Source organism: Microcoleus sp. Pol11C3 (assembly GCF_036701485.1).
In the GTDB taxonomy this organism is placed as follows: Bacteria; Cyanobacteriota; Cyanobacteriia; order Cyanobacteriales; family Microcoleaceae; genus Microcoleus.
In genome coordinates, this window is sequence record NZ_JAUBQW010000072.1 from 1 (window position 1) to 19,077 (window position 19,077).

Annotated in this window: 19 protein-coding genes and 2 tRNA genes; 7 read left to right on the forward strand and 14 right to left on the reverse strand. The window is 47.5% G+C overall.

Annotation, left to right across the window (positions count from 1 at the left end):
• Positions 1-306 precede the first annotated feature (306 nt).
• The 3 genes from QUA40_RS16985 to QUA40_RS16995 form a co-directional block, all read right to left on the reverse strand.
• Positions 307-393, reverse strand: a tRNA-Ser gene (locus QUA40_RS16985).
• 60 nt (positions 394-453) lie between these two features.
• On the reverse strand, positions 454-3,045 hold the full coding sequence (locus QUA40_RS16990; protein WP_333127821.1) for a ComEC/Rec2 family competence protein: 2,592 nt from the start codon (positions 3,043-3,045) through the stop codon (positions 454-456).
• A 211-nt stretch (positions 3,046-3,256) separates the two neighbouring features.
• Positions 3,257-3,736, reverse strand: a complete 480-nt coding sequence (locus QUA40_RS16995) for a DUF4079 domain-containing protein (RefSeq protein WP_333055125.1) — start codon at positions 3,734-3,736, stop codon at positions 3,257-3,259.
• 237 nt (positions 3,737-3,973) lie between these two features.
• Here QUA40_RS16995 and QUA40_RS17000 point away from each other — a divergent pair, with 237 nt between their 5' ends.
• The gene (locus QUA40_RS17000; RefSeq protein ID WP_333127823.1) at positions 3,974-5,035 is read left to right on the forward strand and encodes an endonuclease/exonuclease/phosphatase family protein; all 1,062 of its coding nucleotides are present in this window, start codon (positions 3,974-3,976) and stop codon (positions 5,033-5,035) included.
• 834 nt (positions 5,036-5,869) lie between these two features.
• On the opposite strand, the gene QUA40_RS17005 is transcribed toward QUA40_RS17000, so the two are convergent.
• The 5 genes from QUA40_RS17005 to QUA40_RS17025 form a co-directional block, all read right to left on the reverse strand.
• Positions 5,870-6,208 carry a DUF1815 family protein gene (locus QUA40_RS17005; RefSeq protein ID WP_015176985.1) on the reverse strand — a complete coding sequence of 113 codons (339 nt, stop codon included), beginning with the start codon at positions 6,206-6,208 and terminating at the stop codon, positions 5,870-5,872.
• Positions 6,209-6,353: 145 nt separating this feature from the next.
• On the reverse strand, positions 6,354-6,533 hold the full coding sequence (locus QUA40_RS17010; protein WP_333127825.1) for a hypothetical protein: 180 nt from the start codon (positions 6,531-6,533) through the stop codon (positions 6,354-6,356).
• Entirely contained in the window at positions 6,526-7,257 is a 732-nt protein-coding gene (radC, locus tag QUA40_RS17015) for a RadC family protein (protein WP_333127827.1), read from the reverse strand. Before radC ends, QUA40_RS17010 begins: the two co-directional genes overlap by 8 nt.
• 240 nt (positions 7,258-7,497) lie before the next feature.
• On the reverse strand, positions 7,498-8,097 hold the full coding sequence (locus QUA40_RS17020) for a hypothetical protein (protein ID WP_333127829.1): 600 nt from the start codon (positions 8,095-8,097) through the stop codon (positions 7,498-7,500).
• A gap of 453 nt (positions 8,098-8,550) precedes the next feature.
• Positions 8,551-8,784 (reverse strand): hypothetical protein, encoded by a 234-nt coding sequence (locus tag QUA40_RS17025; RefSeq protein WP_333127831.1) that lies wholly within the window; start codon positions 8,782-8,784, stop codon positions 8,551-8,553.
• 238 nt (positions 8,785-9,022) lie between these two features.
• Between QUA40_RS17025 and QUA40_RS17030 the strand changes: the two genes are divergently transcribed.
• Together QUA40_RS17030 and QUA40_RS17035 are read left to right on the forward strand one after the other, a co-directional pair.
• Positions 9,023-10,039 carry a succinate dehydrogenase/fumarate reductase iron-sulfur subunit gene (locus QUA40_RS17030; protein ID WP_333127833.1) on the forward strand — a complete coding sequence of 339 codons (1,017 nt, stop codon included), beginning with the start codon at positions 9,023-9,025 and terminating at the stop codon, positions 10,037-10,039.
• A 94-nt stretch (positions 10,040-10,133) separates the two neighbouring features.
• Entirely contained in the window at positions 10,134-10,322 is a 189-nt protein-coding gene (locus QUA40_RS17035) for a chlorophyll a/b-binding protein (RefSeq protein WP_006634850.1), read from the forward strand.
• 239 nt (positions 10,323-10,561) lie between these two features.
• Here the strand turns inward: QUA40_RS17035 and QUA40_RS17040 are convergent, their stop codons facing one another.
• The 5 genes from QUA40_RS17040 to psbX form a co-directional block, all read right to left on the reverse strand.
• Complete coding sequence (locus tag QUA40_RS17040) at positions 10,562-11,182, reverse strand: pre-peptidase C-terminal domain-containing protein (RefSeq protein WP_333127835.1); 621 nt, start codon at positions 11,180-11,182, stop codon at positions 10,562-10,564.
• 244 nt (positions 11,183-11,426) lie between these two features.
• On the reverse strand, positions 11,427-12,875 hold the full coding sequence (locus tag QUA40_RS17045; protein ID WP_333127837.1) for a trypsin-like peptidase domain-containing protein: 1,449 nt from the start codon (positions 12,873-12,875) through the stop codon (positions 11,427-11,429).
• 113 nt (positions 12,876-12,988) lie between these two features.
• Entirely contained in the window at positions 12,989-14,113 is a 1,125-nt protein-coding gene (locus QUA40_RS17050) for a redoxin domain-containing protein (RefSeq protein ID WP_333127839.1), read from the reverse strand.
• 267 nt (positions 14,114-14,380) lie between these two features.
• Positions 14,381-15,190 carry a Ycf66 family protein gene (locus tag QUA40_RS17055; protein WP_333127841.1) on the reverse strand — a complete coding sequence of 270 codons (810 nt, stop codon included), beginning with the start codon at positions 15,188-15,190 and terminating at the stop codon, positions 14,381-14,383.
• Between the two features lie 283 nt (positions 15,191-15,473).
• Positions 15,474-15,593, reverse strand: a complete 120-nt coding sequence (gene psbX, locus QUA40_RS17060) for a photosystem II reaction center X protein (protein WP_333127843.1) — start codon at positions 15,591-15,593, stop codon at positions 15,474-15,476.
• 124 nt (positions 15,594-15,717) lie between these two features.
• On the opposite strand from psbX, the gene QUA40_RS17065 reads away from it, so the two are divergent.
• Positions 15,718-16,002, forward strand: a complete 285-nt coding sequence (locus tag QUA40_RS17065) for a YggT family protein (RefSeq protein WP_333127845.1) — start codon at positions 15,718-15,720, stop codon at positions 16,000-16,002.
• A 194-nt stretch (positions 16,003-16,196) separates the two neighbouring features.
• Here QUA40_RS17065 and accC read toward each other — a convergent pair whose 3' ends face one another.
• Positions 16,197-17,552: an acetyl-CoA carboxylase biotin carboxylase subunit gene (gene accC, locus QUA40_RS17070; protein WP_333127847.1), complete on the reverse strand. Its 1,356-nt coding sequence runs from the start codon at positions 17,550-17,552 to the stop codon at positions 16,197-16,199.
• Between the two features lie 229 nt (positions 17,553-17,781).
• On the opposite strand from accC, the gene QUA40_RS17075 reads away from it, so the two are divergent.
• The 3 genes from QUA40_RS17075 to QUA40_RS17085 all read left to right on the forward strand — a co-directional run bounded on the left by QUA40_RS17075 (position 17,782) and on the right by QUA40_RS17085 (position 19,077).
• Positions 17,782-17,865: transfer RNA gene (locus QUA40_RS17075), tRNA-Leu, on the forward strand.
• Between the two features lie 464 nt (positions 17,866-18,329).
• Entirely contained in the window at positions 18,330-18,728 is a 399-nt protein-coding gene (locus QUA40_RS17080; protein ID WP_333127849.1) for a DUF433 domain-containing protein, read from the forward strand.
• Positions 18,721-19,077 (forward strand): DUF5615 family PIN-like protein, encoded by a 357-nt coding sequence (locus QUA40_RS17085; RefSeq protein ID WP_333127850.1) that lies wholly within the window; start codon positions 18,721-18,723, stop codon positions 19,075-19,077. The genes QUA40_RS17080 and QUA40_RS17085 overlap by 8 nt, the downstream gene beginning before the upstream one ends.

Consider the following 19,077-nt stretch of genomic DNA (forward strand, 5'->3'; position numbering starts at 1 on the left):
AAGCCTTATCTTTAGTTGAGTTTGAATATATCGGTCGCTCCTATTCATAGTTTGCGATCGATTATTCAGCAAGCCCTTATTAGTGATTGAGACAGCGGTTTGCAACCGCCTGCTTTAGAAACACTCTTCCCTTTTTTTGTGCCCGGTTTCGTGTTAAGAGTTCTTTTGAGATTCTAAGCCTTTACCTTACCGAAATGACCGTCGCTATCATGCTACTGAGATTGTGGAGTTGAGTTTCATAATATGATACGCAGCGCGTACCCTAGGTTAATAAGGTGCGCGCTTGACGCTTGACGCTGAGATGTACGGAGAGGGTGGGATTTGAACCCACGTTAGAGTTACCCCTAAAGTAGTTTTCGAGACTACCGCATTCAACCGCTCTGCCACCTCTCCAATTGACTTGAGATGCGAGCTAAAAGTATTTTACCGCACAGTGCACCACATTGTAAATCTTTATAAAAAAGAAGTTTGATTTTCTTCAGATTCCAAAGTGGTCTTAAATCCCCCTGCTGGAGTCCATTGAAGGGCTCCGTCGCGCCCTGTCCAGAATATCTGAGTTTTGCTTTGGCGCAGTAGGGCTGCGGTTTCTGGGTCTATTTCGTTAGCAGATGCGATCGCCACTTGTGGCCCAACTGCGCCCAATAACTCAGCCGTCAGGGTTTTTCCTGACCACCACAGCACTTGAGCCGGCTTCAAGGTTCCCGTTGCTGCCAATTTTTTTTGCGCTTCCGGTGTCATTTCACCGACGAGCAACCAAGTTCGATTTCCCACCAGGAATTCTACCACCGGAATCTCCGCATTCACCAACTGCAACCGCGTCGAACCCAGATCAACTGTACTGTTAGTTTCTAAAGGAAAGTAAACGCCTTGGCGAGATTGCACAGCCCTCATAAATTCCTGATTGTTGCCGCGGTGAATTTGTTTCGGAGCAGGGTTATCATAAAATGTTTTAATTGGCAAGCGTTCTAGTAATTTTCCCCAACCGCCGCTCAAACCTAAATGAGCGTGAGTGGCGATCGCAAAATTCACAGAATTAACTCCTTGCTGCTGCAAAAAAGGCAAAACTGTAAACCTTACGGTATTTTCATCACCGCTATTAATTAGCGCCACTTTTCCCCTATCTTGAATTACTAACACTGGCTCGCCAGATGTCGCCAGCAAAGTAACTTGAAATAAAGATGATTGAACGTGCCAAGCTGGCAAAACTATGATACTTATTCCCGCCACCAGCGCCAGCGGTAAAATCCAAGCAGATGAAAAACTCGGTCGCGAAACAACTCTACTTTTACCCTTATTCTCTCTTCCTTCTTCCTTCTTCCTTTTGCCCTCTTCCTTCTTCATTTTGCCCTCTTCCTTCTTCCTTCTTCCTTCTTCCTTCTTCCTTCTTCCCCCGATCCAAACCCAGCAAATTAAACTGTAAAGCGCTATTAGCTGAAACACCGATACTTGACCGACAGCTACCGAATTACCGGGTAATTGCGAGAAATATTGGGCGATCGCAATTAACCCCTTTGCCGGATAATCGAGCAGTTGCGCTAAAACACTGCCAGCGGGCGGAAAAATCAATCCAGCTAAAGCGCTAACCATCCCGCCAATACTCAAAATCCACAGCAAAGGAGCCGCAATAATATTAACTAAAATGCTGTAAGGTGATACCACACTAAAAACATAAAGTAACAGCGGCAGCACCCAAACTGAAGCGGCGATTGGAACCACAACAATCGAAGCGATCGCGGGCGGCATCCAGTCCAACTTTGCCATCAGTGGCGGCGTTGTCACGATCAACCCCAAAGTTGCCAAAAAACTCAGTTGGAAACCTAAATCCCAAATCCACAAAGGGTTAACCAGCAGTAAAATAGTAGCCGCGATTAACAGCAATCCCAGCGGCTTAACTTGGCGGTTCAGCACCAAAGCAAATAGTGTTCCAAATCCCATCAAAGCGGCGCGGCATACTGAAGCTTCAAAGCCAGTTAATCCCACGAGCAAAAACAAAGCACTGACGCCAAAACTAAATTGTAATTGTTTGGAAAAACGCCTGGTTAAACCTAGAAATAAAGCCAAAACCATCGAAACTTGAGTGCCCGAAGCTGCGATCGCGTGTGCCAATCCAGCCTGCACAAAATAGTCGCGGATGTTGTAAGGTAAATCTACTGCTTGTTTGCCGAGGGCGATCGCACTTATCAAGGGCCCTTCCGGAACATTTAACTGCGATAGTTGCGATCGCACGATCCGCTGCCGCATCGCTTGAATTTTCGATGGCTGCATCCCGCTTGACTCCCAGAAAGCAGTCGTTTGGCTGTTAACTCGATTTACATCCGCGATCGCATTTTCTCTCTTCCAATCAATCTGACGCCCTTTGAGCCCTGCAAAAGCTCCTTCTCTGGCTAAATATGCTTGAAAATCAAAAGCCCCTGGATTCGACGGCGGCTGCGGTTTGTACAAGGAACCCACAACTGCGATCGTATTGTCAGCGTACAAACCCGTTGCTTGCAGGAGGGGCACTGTAACGTAGAGTTTACCGGAGACTGGGCGGTTGACAACTGCTCCTCCCTCGCCACCGTTGATTTCGCTAACCAAATCTGTTTCTAGCCAAAATTGCGATCGACCCGATCGAGTCAATCGAGGCGTACTGACAACTCTACCGCGAACTGTCACTGCCACTTCTTGAGTGTTTCCAACCGCCGGAATCAGTTTGCTGATGTCATCTACTGCCGGTTGGGGCGATCGAACTGCAAAATAAACGCTACCTAAAAATGCCACCAAACCCGCCACAGCCCACACCCATTTTGCTCTCGGCAGCATCTCCAATAAACTCAATTCTTCCCTGGCATCTAAGGGTTCTTCAAGAGCATTTTGTTTTTGTCTACTGCGTCTTTTCTTAGTAACTTTTACATAATTTTTATTTAAATTCCGCAACAATTTTGGCAGGGCGATCGCCACCGCTATTCCCAAAGCAAGTATCCCATATCTACCCCAAGGAACCGCTGTAGAAATCAATCCCAAAATGTAAGCTAGACAGAAAATGACACCCGTTACTTGATTCATTAATTAGTAATTCAGAGGGGGAATATTTCAGAGAAATCGATGCCGGACTTATGCACTCCTTACCCAATAAACCGGGTTTTTCAACCGGGGTAAAGAGCTAAACGACGTGGATTTGCATAAAAAACCAGGTTTCTGATTACCCGTGCGTAAGTTATGGCAAAATTTCTTTCCTTACATTCTTTCCCTTCCCGTTCCCCTTCCTCTTCCTCTTCTAAATAGACAGCCCCAATTTTAAACCGAAAGCCGCGTGCAGCACCATAAGTGCAAGGGCCGTCGTGCCTAAATAAGCGTGAACCGCGCGCAGTGCTAGCTTATTGCCCCCAAAACCCGTTAGCGAAATCAAGCTGCCAATAGCCAGTAAAACCAGCACTGCCGAACCTGTCCAAAAATGTGGACTTTCCATGACAGGCTGGTGCTGCATCACCAGCGACAGCAAGCCGCCTGTATAGCCCAAAGCTAGAAACAGAAACATCCACGGTGCAAGCTTGCGGTGATCCGAGCGACTTTTGAGTGCGACATCTTTATCGGTGGCCAAACGTCCCTGCCATCCCGTATACCCGACAAAACTGCCCATCGCCACTACCACGATCCCCATCATTACAGGGTGGCCCCAATGGGTAATTGGTTCGGGAATTCCCAGACTGCGAAATTGACTGGCGATGGGTTCTAGAAGTTCGCTTAAATTTACCATTTGCTTGAGATTCCTAACTTTGCGATCGCTAATTTTGGTTTAACCAACAACTTACTATAAATAGCAATATACGAATCGCGATTTTCAATCACTGTTTCCAGCCAGAAGCCTGTATAAAATAAAAGAGCCCGACACAGGAGAAGTGTATTGCCTAGCCTCAGCAGGGGATCTGGCATTTTAGTTAATTTGAGCTGAGCAGTATCCAGTTTTTTGTCCCCACACCACTAAGAGGATGCTATGGCAGACGGCGCTATGATTAAGCCTTACCGATTTTTGCAGCTAATTGCTCAACTGTTCGCCTACGCCTACTCAGCACTGATTGTCGGCTATCTGATTCTGAGACTGATCTTTTGGGACAGGCTGTGGCCGGTTGCCTTGATGGGGGATTTTGTTCCTTGGATTTTCTTGCCAATCTTCCTGCTACCAATTCTAGGGTTTTTTCTCATAAAGAAACGCTGGTTCGCGATTGTTTCATCTGTGGCTAGCCTCTGCCTGCTGGGTTGGCTACACGTCACCTACTTTTCTCCCCAGCCGGCGAACATCAGTGACTCCCAGCCAACGCTCAAGGTTTTTTCTCTCAACCTCGGCTGGCATCACAAATCCCCACAAGCTTTGGTTAACCTAATTCAGGAAGAAAAACCAGACCTCATTTGTTTGCAAGAAATTAAGGAGGATTACGCCAAAGAAGTATTCTCTAAGTTGGCCGCATTATACCCACACCACCTGGGGCGCGGATACCATGTGATTCTCAGCAGATATCCTATTCGCTCTTTCCAAAAGTTAAAGCTAGCCGGTGGGAACGAACCACAGCAACGAGCTATTATCGCAATGAACCAGCAAGATGTAGTTCTTTATAACATTTCAACAACCCCACCGTGGTTTCGCCAGCATAAAATTTTGCCTTTCCTCAAAATCCCAGTTTACGAGTACGGCGACCGACCGGCACAAATTCAAGATTTAGTATGGCGACTCCAGAAAGAAACGCTGCCGACTATTGCCGCTGGGGACTTTAATCTGACTGACCAGTCTCAAGACTACTATTATTTGAAAGCGGTTATGCAAGATGCTTTCCGAACAGCAGGAGTGGGTTTTGGCTTTACTTTTCCTCAGGGGTGGGATCTGAGTTTACTGGTTAAACAGTTAAACTGGAAATTAACTTTTCCCCTGGTGAGGCTTGACTATGTTTGGTATTCTCAGCACTGGGTGGCGAAATCAGCCAAGGTTTTACCGCCAATTGGTTCAGAGCATCTGCCAATGTGGGCCCAACTGCGGATGCGACCTAAATTGGGACGAGTGTAGGGGGTGCACAACACCTTTGTGAGGCTACCATAATGGAATTGGTGTCAATTAGCTCCGGGCGAAGATCATGATGCTGTTGGCGAATCCGTGAACGGTGACACCCTACATTTGCTCCCATCGCACCCCTCTTAGATCATTTCCGGTAATTACCCGCAATTAATTTTTCTTTCCCTGTTTCTCTTTCTTCTTCCTTCTTGGCGTAGTTGGCATCTTGGCAGTTCATTATTAAACCCCCCACTGAAACAAAGTATTGATTCGCCAACAGTCTCATGGAATTCGCGGCTATCCAAACAAGGAATTTTAGACAAATGAAGATGTTTTCAATCAAGCACACAGTAATTGCTCGAATTAAGCCTTACCGGCTTTGCATTTGAGTGCTGAATCGCCCCTAGGCCATAGCCTCCGGTATGCGCTTCACCCAATCTTCACAGCCTAATCCTCACTCTGGATGTTAAATTCTACCTGACTGCTCCAAGTTAATTTCAATTCCTTGACTTTTGAATGCCAAAGTGAGAAATTAACATCGCAGCCGACGAGCACTCACGCTTCTACATTTTGCTAATCGCTCTCAAGGGAGAATCAACTGCTGAAAAAAAACTAGAGGTTCCAAGTTTGAGACTTTTTGCATAAAGTATGCCGTCTGCCCGATGAGAGTTCGATCGACTGAGCGCTAAACTGAGCGTCTCAAGGCACCCTGAGAGCACCCTTGTCTGTTGAGCAGCAATCACTGTGCAACACGTCAACCCTCTCAACTAACTCGCTGGGGATTCGGTTTTAGCAGACAAGCACCCACTTTCTTGCGTCGCCTTCCTCGGAACCGTGCAATCGCTACACTCACTGCGCCGTCGCTAAAGTAGCTTCCGAAGGTTGGATTTGATACTTTACGAGATTTGCCAGTTCTTGTAACTGATTAATCGCTTCTGCACCTTCTAGTTTCATGAGTTCGCGGTCGTCCCGCATCTCAGTCCAAGTGATACCGTAATCTGACACTAAAAATCGAATCAGATGGTTGTCCGTCAAACTGACCATAAATGAGGCACTGTTCATCTGACCCCCGCAAGTGTAGCAGGATGCCAGATAACCCCGATGCTCTAGCACGATCGCTAAAGCTTGGAGGTTCATTACCAAATCTTGAACGAATTTACGGTGTTGTTCTGCAAGTCTCAGAAACACAGTTCTCCTCCTATCACCACACCGTGTATTTTACATCCCATTTAATAATTTCTTAATAAGTGGGTATTTAGGTGCTGGTTCAGTATACGTTTAGTATGCTCAAAAAAAATCGGATTAGCGACCTCTTCAGCCTACCTATACTAGATTAACCGAGTTGTGCTCGAAACGAAGTATCAGCAGCGACATTCAGCCAAAACAGGCTCTCGCGGGGGACTCCAGCGTGAAAAATTCCCTGCTGTAAAGGCTGATTCAGCCGTCGGAGAGCCCAAACATACAAATAACTAATGATAGTAATCAAATTAGTTAAGTATAAGAGTTCAATCACCCTGGGGATACTCGTCCCAAAGCGTCGTCGTCTGCCGCAAGCTCCTAAAATCGCCATTCCCCAAAATCAAGTGATCCAGCAGCGGAATCGACAAAAACTGTGCTCCCGCCAGCAACTGTCGCGTCAAAGCAATATCCTCCGGGCTTGGTTCCACAATCCCCGATGGGTGATTGTGCGAGATAATCGCCCGCGTCGCACCCTGGCGGATCACCTCGCGAAAAATATCCCGTGGGTGAGCCAAAGTTTCCGTTGCTGTGCCGATCGTAATTACCTGAGTACCCAGCAGCCGATTTTTCACATCCAGCAACACCACAGCAAAACGTTCCTGAGACTGCCACATCAAATCCTGACTCAGGGCGTCCGCGGCCGCTTGGGGAGAGTCAACCACAGCCATTTCCGGTGGTCGCGACTGAAACACCCGCTTCCCCAACTCCACCGCAGCCAAAATCGAAGTTGCCTTGGCAGGGCCAATCCCGTGAATCTGCGTCAACTCCTGAACGCTAATACTGCGTAGCACAGCCAGAGGATCACGGTGGTGCAAACTCAACTGATTTAAAATATACTGTCCGAGCCCGACGGCGGAAAGTTTGCCGGGTCCCTGACCAGTACCCAGGAGAATCGCAATCAATTCCGCAGTCGCCAAACTTTTCGGGCCACCCGCCATCAACCGTTCCCGTGGCCGTTCACTCGTTGGCAAATCGACAATTCTCAAGCTGTAAGTCATAGCTGCACCCGCACCGCAAGCTCAACAATTACACAATTTTAGCCGATCGATTTGCGTTCTTCAATTCGTACAATCACCGAAAAAAGCCTTGATCATTAACAGAGGCTGTTGGCAGATAAAATCTAAGGCAACGTTTCACAAGCGATCGAGTCTTTAAGTAGTAGTTCCGAATTAATTACACAATATTTCTCCTGAAACCCTTGCCCAGCAAGGAGTCTTTATGTAATTAATTTTGTGTGGTTACTTATCTCGATCGAGCTTAAACGGATCGCCCGGATATGCCTCCAACACTCGCTGCGCTTCAGCTTGAGTCGCAAAGTCAGAACAGTTGCAATCCGAGTTAACGCAACTCGGAAAATCGGCACTTTTAACCTTCGCTTTAGAAGACTTGTCAATAACTTTTTTGGTATCTTCCTTTGGCTGCTGTGCATCAAGAGCAATCTCTGCGGTTCGTTCAACAGATTTGACTGAAGATGGCAATTTGCGATCGGGCACGGCGGCGAAAGCAAGTGCAGGCGCCTCCGCAGAAATTGCAGCTTTCGGTGTTGGTAATAGCGTTTTCACAGTCTCCGGCTTGGGTGTCGGCGCTGCCGAAAGTGGTGACGGCTTAGGGGTTTGAGATGATACTAGCCGATCGCTTGGGGCCGGAAGCGCCACCGAAACTTCCTGAGACGGAGGGGGTGCGGTGACGCCAACAAGCACAAACGAAGCCACCATCAACCCGCCGTACATCGTGATCGATCGCTTGCGGGTTGGTGCGCCAACCCATTTCGGATTAACAATACCCAGAAAGAAGGCAGGGATCGACAATAGAAAGCTTAAGACGAAAAAATTAAACATAGCGACTTTGGCGCGTAAAAAATAGAAGTAGTCCAGGACGCAGAAACGGTTTTTTTTTACCCAGATACGAGGTGGATGGCGAGGGGTATCTGTTTAAAAAAATTCAAAAATCCCGTTTCTTTAATTCCTGTGCGTAAGTCCTGAGAACTTAACTTCTTATTTAGCGGCAGGCAAACTCACAAATCCCTATGATTTACGAAATAAATAGGACGCTGGACACCAGACGATAGGAAACCTGGTTTCTGATTGTATTTCTCCTTACTAAAGCCACGATTTTTCCCTACAGTTCGCGATCGCACTCCGACGCCTATAAACCGGGGTTTTTAATTGCAGTAAATTAGTAGAACCAAGTATTTTTCTTAAAAAACTAAGTTTCTCGCCCCAACCGGGCGTAAGTCCTGGTAAAATTTCTTGTAATGCTGCCAAAAAAGTGAGATGCATACCCAGCTACGTTCAGCGCAAAGGTGCGCTTACCCTAAATTCAGTTGAGGCCAGCAGCCCCGAGGAAACTGGTTGCGGCGGCTTAGGTGCTGTAACCCCAAGCACAAGGAACGAAACTGCCATCAAGCCGCCGTACAAGGCAGCCGATCGCTTGCGAGTTCCCAGTCCCACCCATTGAGGATTTAGCAGACCCAGACAAAAAGCCGGTGTGGAAAACATGAAAGTTAATACAAATAAGCTGGACATCACACACCTCCGACTCGCGAATTGCAGCGATTAATTACTTTTATCTCCAATTAATAGCTCACAAATCCGCTTAAAAAAGTTGCAATTTAGAATCTATAACTTGAGAATTATTGATGTTTATCAAACAATAATAAAATTTTTAAAATCTCTTACTTTAGGTAGTTGTTAAAAAAATAAGAGCTTTCTAGAGAGTCCAAAAAGTTAGCTTAAAATAGACAGTAAATTCCTTACTCAAAATATGAAAGTCCGCTTTAACGTAGTCCGCCAAAATCAAAACGAGGCTCCCCGGGTGCACACTTACACCCTAGATGTGGAAGAGAGCAATACCATCCTCGACTGCCTCAACAGTATTAAGTGGGAACACGACGGCACTTTAGCTTTTCGCAAAAATTGCCGCAATACAATTTGTGGCAGTTGTTCGATGCGAATTAACGGTCGATCGGCATTAGCTTGCAAAGAAAATGTGGCCAGCGAACTCGTAAGACTGCAAAAAATAGCTGATTCCAGCTCAGCAGAAAAGCCGGCTGATTTCATCCCAGAAATCACCGTCGCCCCAATGGGAAATATGCCGGTTATTAAAGATTTGGTTGTTGACATGACCAGTTTTTGGGACAACCTAGAAGCGGTTGAACCATATATCAGCACCGCCTCGCGAGCAATTCCAGAACGCGAATTTCTGCAAACTCCAGAAGAGCGATCGAAACTCGACCAAACCGGCAACTGCATCCTCTGTGGTGCGTGCTATTCTGAGTGCAACGCCCGCGAAGTCAACCCGGAATTTGTCGGCCCCCACGCCCTCGCCAAAGCTTACCGCACGATCGCCGACTCCCGCGACAGCGAAACCGAAAATCGGCTCGAAAAATACAACGAAGGCACCGCAGGCGTCTGGGGATGCACGCGCTGTTACTACTGCAACTCGGTTTGTCCGATGGAAGTCGCGCCGATGGATCAAATTGGTAAGATTAAACAAGAGATTCTCGATCGCAAAGACGACCAAGCCAGTAGATCAATCCGTCACCGCAAAGTTTTAATCGATCTCGTCAAAGAAGGCGGCTGGATAGACGAGCGCAAGTTTGGCATCGAAGTAGTAGGAAACTACTTCCGCGACGTTAAAGGTTTGCTGAGTCTGGGCCCGTTGGGTTTGAGAATGATCGCTCGCGGCAAGTTCCCGCTGTTTTTTGAGCCTTCTGAAGGTACTGAAACCGTGCGAAATCTGATCGAATCGGTTCAAAGTTTAGAAAAGTCAGCAGATTAGCGATCGGCTGTCATTTTCCTGGTAAATTACAAGTTGTGCGATCGCAAAGCTTCCCAAAAGTCATTACTCAAAACTCAAAACTCAAAACTTTTAAATGACTGCTAAAACTCCTCCATCCCCAAAACCGACAACCCCAAATACCCCAAAACCAGAACCAGCCTTTGGGTGGAATGCCTATGCAGAACAAATCAACGGCAGATTTGCGATGGTGGGATTCGTGGGACTTTTGCTGCTAGAATTCTTCACCCGCCAGGATTTTTTTACCTGGCTGGGTTTTCGTTAAATTAATCAAAATTAATTAAAAAAGGAAGCTGAAAAATTATCTATATTTCAGCTTCCTTTTGATTTTTAAGAGTTATTTAAAATACAGTTTATCAAATTATAGGTACAATACGATAACATTTATACTGGCATACAAACATATGAATTTACCAAAGTGGATAGTAGTTGCTTGTAGTGCGATCGTCCTTGAATTATAGGGACACGGCAATGCCGTGCCCTGACTGCGAAGTTTCGTTCCAACTAATTCCTAGTTATTTCACGGACGGTCAAACTGTACTTGCCTCTACCTTTTGGAGGCGGATCGTAAGCATTGACAATGACGCGATAGCGACCGTTCGCAGACAAGGTAACAGTCAGCTCTGAATTGGAATTTTGCTGCGTTGCATCATCATTTTCTGCAAGTAGCTCGCCCTGGGAGTTGAAAATAGCAAGGTAAGTATCAAACTCGGTACTTTCTACTGTAACAACCACTTTCTGACCCTGAGTGCCTTCAAAGGTATACTCGTCGTACAAACTGCTGTCCGAGGGCAGCACAGAAGACTTAGCAGGGGTGAGTTCTCCGTTTTGCTCTAAAATAACTTTAGATGAACCCGCATCAGGACTCGGCCGAGGTTCTACAGTTGGACTCTGAGTTGGCGAACTCTGTGGAGATGGCGATGGCTTGGGGCTTGCTTGAGCTAAAACCGCCTTGGCACCAGGCTTCGCATCAGTTAAATTTTGAGGAAATTCTGCTGAAATGAGGGTGGAACTACTGTTAGCAACTCCACCTAAATTTGAAACTGGCGGCGAGACAGTCGGCTTGCCAGAAAAAGTAGCTACCAGAGCAATTGGCGCGATCGCCCAAAATCTAACTTGACGCATGAATTACCTCGATTTGCAACGAAGAAGGAAGTTCGGCAACGGATTCTGTAACGGATTTAACGGATGGAAGAAGGAAGTTCGGCAACGGATGAGTGTAAAGGATTTAACGGATGGAAGCAGGAAGTTCGGCAACGATCACTTTACAAGATTTAATGGATGCACGGAAGCATGAAGCATGAAGCAGGAAGCAGAATAACTCGACCAATTACCAATTCCCGCTTACCCATTACCTTTTTCCCCATTTTCACCGGACAGTTAGAGTGTAACGACCCCGGCCCGAAGCATCGTAAGCATTGACAATTACGCGATAGCGACCCGTAGCGGGCAACGTAACAGTCAGAAACGCATTTTTAGTCGAATCGCTCCCATCGTCATTTTCTGCCACTAATCGGTCGTTAGGGTCAAAGATAGCCACATACGGATCGAAATCTGTGCTTTCGAGGGAAATGGCGACAGACTGACCCGATCGACCTTCAAAAGTATACTCGCGATACAGACTGTTGTCAGACGGCAGTACCGGGCCGCCTGCGACTAAAGCCCCTTCTTCTTGCAAAATAGCCCGAGAAGGCGTGGTAGGAGCACTCGCTTTCAGTTCTAACGTATAAGCCCCTGACTGCCTAGCTTGGTAGGAATTTGCCACTAACGTGTAAGTGCCGTCTGCTGGCAGCCTGACTGTAATTCTGGCGTCTTTACTGCCTGCCCCGTCATCATCTTGCGCGATTTCGCGCTGGTTGGGGCCGAGCAAAATTAAATAAGGGTCAATTTCTTGACTTTTCATTTCTATTGTGATTTGCTGGCCCGCTTTTCCCTCAAAGGAGTAGAGGTCAAAAAAGCTGTTGTCAGTGGGTAGAACGCTAGACTTTTCGGTGAGGAGGCCGCTGACGGCGGGCCCGTTTAACGCAACTTTTTCAGGTGATTTGTTGCCAAAGGGCGATCGGGCTTGAGCCACGCGGGGAGCCCGCCCTTCTCGCACCGCTGTCAGGAAAGCGGGTACTTTGTCTGCTGAAATTGCAAAACCGATACCGATATTACCTCCACCCCGACCACGAGTAAAAATAGAAGTATTGACGCCGATTAATTCTCCTGAACTGTTGAGCAGTGGGCCTCCTGAATTGCCGGGATTGATGGCGGCGTCGGTTTGAATTAAGCCCCGCTGCTGGTCGATGCGGCTGACGATTCCGACTGTAAAAGTACCTTGAAATTGACCGAATGGATTGCCGATCGCAAATGCTTGTTGCCCGACTTTCACCGAACCTGGACGGGCTAAAGGAATGGTGGGCAAATTGTTTTGATCGCGAATCTTCACCACGGCTAAGTCTAGACCATCTTCGCCGAATCCGATGACATCGGCGACAAGTTTTCTGCCGTCTGACAAAATAATATTGACGGTACCGCCTGCCGAAACAACGTGGGCGTTAGTTAACACCATGCCGTCGGGGCTGATAATTGTGCCACTGCCGTTAGATTTATCTGTATCGACGGTAACAACCGCCGGACTAGCCTTTTCGTAGACTCGAATATTGGTTTGTTCTTCGACTGTTTGGGCGATCGCACCCTGGGAATGCACCGAGTTAAATTCCGTTAAATCTGTAGATTGCCGCACAGGGGATGTCGTAACAACCGCAGCAGCGCTGGTTGCAACCCCAACCGTTAAAATTCCCGATACTGCTAAACTTAGAAGTTTGAAATTCATGGCGATCGTCGATTTAGTATTTAGCGATAGGTAGCTAGGAATTAGGTTTTGTGGCTAACCGCTAACTACCTTCTGTAATTATTTTAGGACTTGCACCACGGTAGTGACCTTCCTCACGCCGCTTCTCCAACTCGGGAATCTGAATCAGCAGCTAAATACTTAAAATTAGCTTGTCGTAGCGCAGCATCCTCATTGCCGTAGAAAAAAGACAGCAAAGCAAAGCGCTGACCACTAATCACGGCAGTGGCTTCATGCAGCAAAGAACACGAAAAAATAATCGCCGTGCCAGAATCGCCTTTATAAGCGTGTGGCGCGTACTCTGGAAACCGTAAAAATCCCCCCGTGTACTCTCCCACATTCAAGTTTAGCGTCATCGCAAACCTGCGGTGCAGCGTAGCTTTGCTAGTGTTGTCGCGGTGCGGCAGAAAATAACCGCCGCTTTCAGCATCGTAACAACCTATCAAATACCGTTCAAACCTGGTAATTGTAAACTGAAAAGCTTTCTCTACTTCCGGCCGCACCCGGCGCAAAATAATCGCATTCAATTGTCGCTGGAAATCCTCGTCTTGAATAAAGAAATCTCGGCGCTTCTTAAAAGTGTCGTCGTGCAGACCAACTGTTTCCCCGCCTATTTGCCTCATAAAGCCCGAAGGACTGCCACCGTGAGTTTTGTACATATCGATCAAACTGCGGCAAGATGCTTGATCCAAAACGTTAGGAATTACCAACACCGGGGCGTGGCGAGTGGCTGCTCGGGCTTCCTCAATTGGGGCCAAAGTTTTGAGAAAATCTAATACTTGTTGGGCGTGTTGGTGCGGTTCGCCCATCGGCAAAATATTAATTACCTGAAGGTTTTCGTTGAGAACAAAAGTTTGTGGTGCATAGTGAATTCCAGCAACTCCATTTTCTTCGACATCTCGGAAAACACCGTACTGCTGACTGACTGTTTTATCCAAGTCCCAGAAAAAGATGAATGACGGAGCAATTGTTGTCGGTCTGTTTTGTTCTTTGTCTCCTGGGTCAACGCTCACTCCGAACCGCGGTACTTGCAAGCTTTGGAATTCCTCTGATAGCTCTTGAAAGCTTTTGAGCATAACTTGGATTTGTTCAAAAGCTGCGCTGCCAAAGAAAAACAGCACAACTCGCCGGCCGGCAACGGTTGAGAAATGAAATAAGGGGTTATTTGTAGAAGGAATGGAAAACCAGGGAGCCGGATCTCCTATTTCGAGTAATGGCATCTTGCTGATTTAAGAATTGGGATTTTATATTAAGATTATTATGCTGTCGATTAGTTCCACAGGTTGGGTAGGTCAAAATAATTTAAAAAAAAATTAGCTTTTATTTGTGTATATCTGCGTTGGTCTGGGATTTAACACTCGCAATTTACAGTCTTTTTAATCACTTTCTTATCTGAGAATAAGTAGATGGGCATCAATAAACGCAACTTATTATTTTGCCGGCGGGTACGAGAAAAGTTTAGTTTCACCCATCTACTTAGTGTTTGCCTATTTGTCGAAACTGGGGGAATTATCCGGTTGGTCTTCCGGGTATTCTACAGGTCGATACTCCACGTAGTCTGACGGCGGTGCTTCCACGTCGCGGTTGCTGGGGCGAGACCTGGATGCTTCCGTAGGACGGGGTTTTTTGGTTCTCGGCGGCGTATCGGAACTGCGGTTTTCCGAAGCTGGGGGGCGACTGCTGCGGCTGCGGGTCGGTCTTTCTTCGGGGTTGTCTGAAACGTCCCAGTTGTCAGACTCTTGGGCAGGCGGGGCTTCTGGGCGAGAGGGACGTTTGCGTGACGCTCTATCTGCCGAATCGGGCCTGGAGGTGTTAACGCTGCCGTTGCGATTCGAGGGGCGGCGGCGGGGTTCGTCGTCGTAGGCTTCCCGGGAGGAACGGTTGTCTTGGCTGCCTCTGATCCGAGGACGCTGGGGATAGTCTTCCTCTGGTTCTAGCTGCTCCATTTCGGCATCGTAGCCATCGTAACCGTAGGCGTTGCTGACTGGTCGCTCTTCATCGACGTATTGGGCGCGGCTTTTGGCTTGTGCTGTGGTTGCTCCGCGCAGCTTAATGCTTTCTGCTGCAAAAAATATGGCGGAACCAGCCAGTAGGAACTGACCGAATGCCAAAATTGGGTCAAGCCGCCATCCTTGAAATAACAGAATACCGCCGCACAGCAGGCCGACTGCTGCAAAAAAAATATCGTGGTCTCGGGCTAGTTTGGGACGCCACGATCGCAGAAAATACAGTCCTGCCCCTGCTACTGCTAGGATAATCCCTAGCAGGCTGCTCCAGTTCAATCCTAAATTGACCATTAGCCTATCTCCTATGTCTTTCCTATGTTAGCGAGTTAGATTTTACATCTATCATTAAGTCTGCCAGCCCGACTGTGCTTTCTGGGGCAGTGTCCGGTCAGGGTTTCAGCTTGGGAAGTGAACAATATAATAATGAGTTTAACGGGAAAAAACCTCAGCTTGGCAGTCAACGGAAGGTTTTGCCTTCACAGTTGCTTTCATCTGAGGTTTTTCGGCTCGGGGAAATGCCCGACTTCTAGCCAAAATTGACTTGCAGCGCCGGACTTAAAAACCCGCTGACTTTTTAGGTGCGCTTGATTTTGTCTTTTTGGCTGATGAAGATCAGACCGATCGTTGCTGGAATCACTACCAGAGCCACGCCCACAAGCAGGCTGTACAAAAAGTTCGCGAGAGAAGGAGTCATAGATTCAAAGCCTTTGTTACAACAATTTGATTTTTATTAATTTTATACTTTCGATCGCACCTGTGAAACGGTTAAAATTATGAATAGCAGACTTAACAAAACTTAAAATTTCGAGATAAGACCCATGACTGGTATTACCGTTGCAAGTTGGATTCTGGGCTCTGCCCTAGTCGTGATGACTTTGCTATTTATTTTTCGGATCGTCCTGACTTGGTATCCCGAGGTGAACCTGAGCAAATTACCGTTGAGTCTGATTGCTTGGCCGACGGAACCTTTTTTAGCGGTAACTAGAAAGATTGTACCGCCGATCGGCGGGGTGGACATTACGCCGATTATTTGGGTCGGTATCTGTAGCTTGTTGCGAGAAATGATTCTCGGTCAGCAAGGGCTGCTGACAATGATGATGTAGAAGTTGGCGGTTGACTGTTGACTGTTGACTGTTGACTGTTAACTGAAAATAGAAGTTGGCGGTTGAATGTTGAGTGTTGGCGGTTGACTGTTGACTGAAAGCAGGCTTGGTAAAAACCCCCGGATTGATCCGTGGGGTTGCTTTCTTCAATCCTTCAATCCAAAATCCAAAATCCCAAATCCAAAACCGATTGACTAATGACTGTTTTGGTTCAAGAACTGTTCGACGAAATTGGTGTAAACTTCGCCACTGAGAAACTCGGGGGAATCGAGAATTTTTTGGTGGAAGCCCAAGGTGGTGGGGACGCCGGTGATGGCGCATTCTCGCAATGCCCGTTTCATCCTGCGGATGGCTGTCGGTCGATCGCGCCCCCATACAATTACTTTACCGATTAAAGAATCGTAGTAAGCGGGTATTTCGTAATCGGTGTAAACATGAGAGTCCATCCGCACGCCGGGCCCACCGGGAGGCAAATAACCGCTGATTATGCCGGGGTGAGGGCGAAAGTTGCGATCGGGGTCTTCAGCATTGATCCGGCACTCGATGGCGTGGCCGTTGAGAATTACTTGGTTTTGCTTGATTTGCAGTTTTTCGCCTTGGGCGATCCGAATTTGTTCGGCTATCAAGTCGAGGCCTGTAATCATCTCGGTGACGGGATGTTCTACTTGGATGCGAGTGTTCATTTCCATGAAGTAGAACTTGCCCGATTTGTCAAGCAAAAATTCGACAGTGCCCGCACCCGTGTAGTTGATGGATTTGGCAGCAGCGACGGCGGCGTGACCCATTTGATCTCGCAGTTTCTGGGTGAGGGCTGGGCTGGGGGCTTCTTCGAGGAGTTTTTGGTGCCGCCGCTGAATCGAACAATCTCTCTCGCCGAGGTGGATGACGTTACCGTAGTTGTCGGCGAGGATTTGGATTTCGATGTGGCGGGGTCTTTCGATGAATTTTTCGAGGTAAAGTCCGGGATTGCCGAAGGCTGCATCGGCTTCGCCTTGGGCGGCTGAGAATAGTTTGGGGAGTTCGGATGCTTCTTTGACTAGCCTCATCCCGCGGCCTCCACCGCCGGCGGTGGCTTTGATCATCACAGGATAGCCGATGTCGCGGGCTATTACCAAAGCTTCGCGATCGTCCGCCAGCAATCCCTCGCTACCGGGAACTGTGGGGACTTTCACCCGCTGCATAGTTTCTTTGGCGGTAGATTTGTCGCCCATCGCCCGCATCGCTGCCGGAGAAGGCCCGATGAAGGTAATTTGATGGTCAGCGCAGATTTCGGCAAATCGGGCGTTTTCGGCGAGGAAGCCGTAACCGGGGTGAATGGCTGCTGCGTTGCGCGTCAGGGCTGCCGCGATGATGTTGGGGATGTTTAAATAGCTTTTGCTGCTGGTGGGGGGGCCAATGCAAACGGCTTCGTCTGCCAACTGGACGTGCAAGGCGTGTTTATCTACGGTGGAGTGAACGGCGACCGTGGCAATCCCCATTTCCTCGCAGGTCCGCAATATGCGGAGAGCTATTTCTCCCCGATTAGCGATTAAAATTTTCGAGAACCCCATCTTCGCTGCTTAATTCACTCAATATTCTGTACAATAATGCCTTTCGGTATGTTCTGGATAATCGTTTTGCAGAAATTGTTCACAAAAATTTATTTTACATTTGGCTGGTAGTGGTGCTATGATTTTAAATCGGCGGTGTCAAAGGGCAAGTCACAAGTTAAATGTCAGGAACCTCAACCTGTGAATCTTTAACTTGTAACGCAAAAAATCCCGGAGATTGCCAGAAAGAGCGGATGTGGCGGAATTGGTATACGCGCACGCTTGAGGTGCGTGTGGCATTATGTCCTTGCGAGTTCGAGTCTCGCCATCCGCATTGAATATGTAAAACAACTGTTGACGGTTTTGGCTGTCGGCAGTTGTTTTATATTTGATGGGTGGGTGGGAAGAAACCTGGTTTTTGCGAGATACTTTGTGACGGTGGGAAGATTTGGTGAAAAACCCGGTTTCTTTGATTTGTGGGTGAGTGGCGAGAAACCGGGTTTTGGCGATCAAACTTCGTTACAGGCGAAGATTTGGTGAAAAACCCGGTTTATGAAAGTCCTAGTGCGTAAGTCGAGATTAATTGAGGTAAAAAGTCGATCGCCCTTTGGTGTTTTCAAGGAAGGGGCTATCGGCTTTTTTATCAGTAGGTATGGACTCTGAATAATCACGGAACATCCCCTAGAGATATTGCGCTAAGATAGAAGCTAAAGTTTTTCCAAGATTTTAAGAATTGAGAAACTCTCAAACTAAACTACCGCCCATCTGCAATTCTCTTAGCAAACGGAAGTTATATCAATGACATCCTACGCCTTAAACTTACCCGTTCAGTTACAGCAAGAAGCTGAAAAATTGGCAACACTCCAAGGCATTTCCTTCGATCAGTTTATCCTCTGGGCTGTAGCCGAAAAAGTCGCTACCCTTAACCAGCGGAATGACGATCCGGCTTTTCCTGAAATCACCTATGTGCGCGGCGCTAGTGGCGAAGTCGTTCCCGTTTTGCGCGGCACTCGGTTGCGGGTGCAAACAGTAGTCATCGCAGCGCAAAAATGGGGTTTTGCTCCAAACCAAATTGCCACTGAGTATGACTTAAGTGAAGATCAAGTGAACGCTGTTCTCGCTTTTTATGCGGCTCACCATCAAGAAATAGACGCATCTATTGCCGCTGAGCAAATTATCGAAGCTGCTAATGTCTAAACCGCTATTGCATCTAGATGCCGATACCTCTATTAAAGCTTTGCAAGCCGCCCTTTTATCTCGCAGTCACGATGTCACTCGGACACCGACTGAGTGGATGGCTTTAGATGCTAGCGATGAGGCTCAATTGCTAGAAGCAACAGCGCGAGGGCGGTGTATTTTTACGTTTAATATCCGGGATTTTCAAGTTTTAGCTCAGCGTTATCCCGAACATGGTGGCATCATTTTGGCTGCTCAAAACAGTTGGACATTATCTAGTCTAATTGCTTCGCTCGATCGCCTGCTTTCAGAAACACAAGCTGCTGATTGGAAAGGGCAAGTCCGCTGGCTTAATCAGTGGCGAACCTAA